Here is a 1,019-nt window from a genome sequence, read left to right as displayed (position 1 = left end):
ATCTTGCAGCCTATTCGGCGGCGAGCGCAGGTATCATCGCTTTCACCAAAGCCTTGTCGCGCGAAGTTAATGACACCGATATTCGCGTCAATTGCGTCGCGCCGGGGCCGATCGATACCGACCTTATCAGGCGACTTGGCAATCAAGTCGTCAGCGACATGATCGGCGCAAGTCCGCTCAAGCGCCTTGGCGCCGTCGACGAGGTCGCGGCGCTGGTGCTGTGGCTTTGCTCCGATGCCGTCAGCTTCAACACGGGCGCGGTATTCGACATGTCCGGCGGCCGGGCTCGCTACTGAACACCGGTTTATGTCCTGAGGCGACCCGAGACCCTCAAGCCTCCGCTTGAGGGCGCGAACCATTTTGAAACGACTGCGATTGTATAGATTGCCGGGATGATTTCAGGCAAAGGCGCAGACCTTGCTCGTCTCGGAACAAGCCTCGGTGTCGGGTGGGGCACAAACCAGCCGTGTTAGCGGCTCCCGCGAGCCTGCAGCCGCCGTCCAACAATGGACTGGAGCGGCCGTCGCGGTCATCGGGGTGGCCGGCCTCGTTCTGCGGGTGCCCGGCGCGCGGGGATCCTACGCAGCGATGGTGGACAGAATGACGCGTGACGGCCCGGCGAATTACGCCACCAACCAGCAATTCCGGACCGTGATGACCGTCGATTATTTTGCCAAACGCCTTGGGCCGCCAGGCATTGTTTGTCTCCCTAGACAAAATATGCGACGAGCGTCCGTCCTGGCTGATCCTCGAGGGGCCTATCGACCGGCAGCCGCAATATGTCGAGGCCGTGCCGACCTGCAGGTCGGCCTATGAGCGTGTCGACGCCTCGACGAGCTGGGGACTTTCGGGCCTGGCCTGGACATTGTATCAGCGCCGGTATTGAGAGTGGGCCCGGCCAAATTCCGGCCGTCGCGCGCCTTCCCGGAATTGCTCAGGTGCTGACCGAGGCCGAGGCGCGCAAGCTGCAGCCGGTGATCTTGAAACTGCCGTCCGCCTGCTGCTGCAGCGTATAGACC

At 62.5% G+C, this 1,019-nt stretch carries 2 protein-coding genes; both read left to right on the top strand.

Features of this window, described 5'->3' with window-relative positions:
- Positions 1–296: SDR family oxidoreductase (locus EOA27_RS37825; protein ID WP_127258898.1), on the top strand; the 296-nt coding region annotated here is incomplete at its 5' end.
- 401 nt (positions 297–697) lie between these two features.
- A complete protein-coding gene (locus EOA27_RS37820) occupies positions 698–886 on the top strand; it encodes a hypothetical protein (RefSeq protein ID WP_126082588.1) in 189 nt (62 codons plus the stop codon).
- Positions 887–1,019: the final 133 nt, after the last annotated feature.

The sequence above is a fragment of the Mesorhizobium sp. M2A.F.Ca.ET.037.01.1.1 genome, assembly GCF_003998075.1.
In the GTDB taxonomy this organism is placed as follows: Bacteria; Pseudomonadota; Alphaproteobacteria; order Rhizobiales; family Rhizobiaceae; genus Mesorhizobium.
Note: the sequence above shows the minus strand (reverse complement) of the source record. Positions and strands in the feature narration are given on the sequence as shown.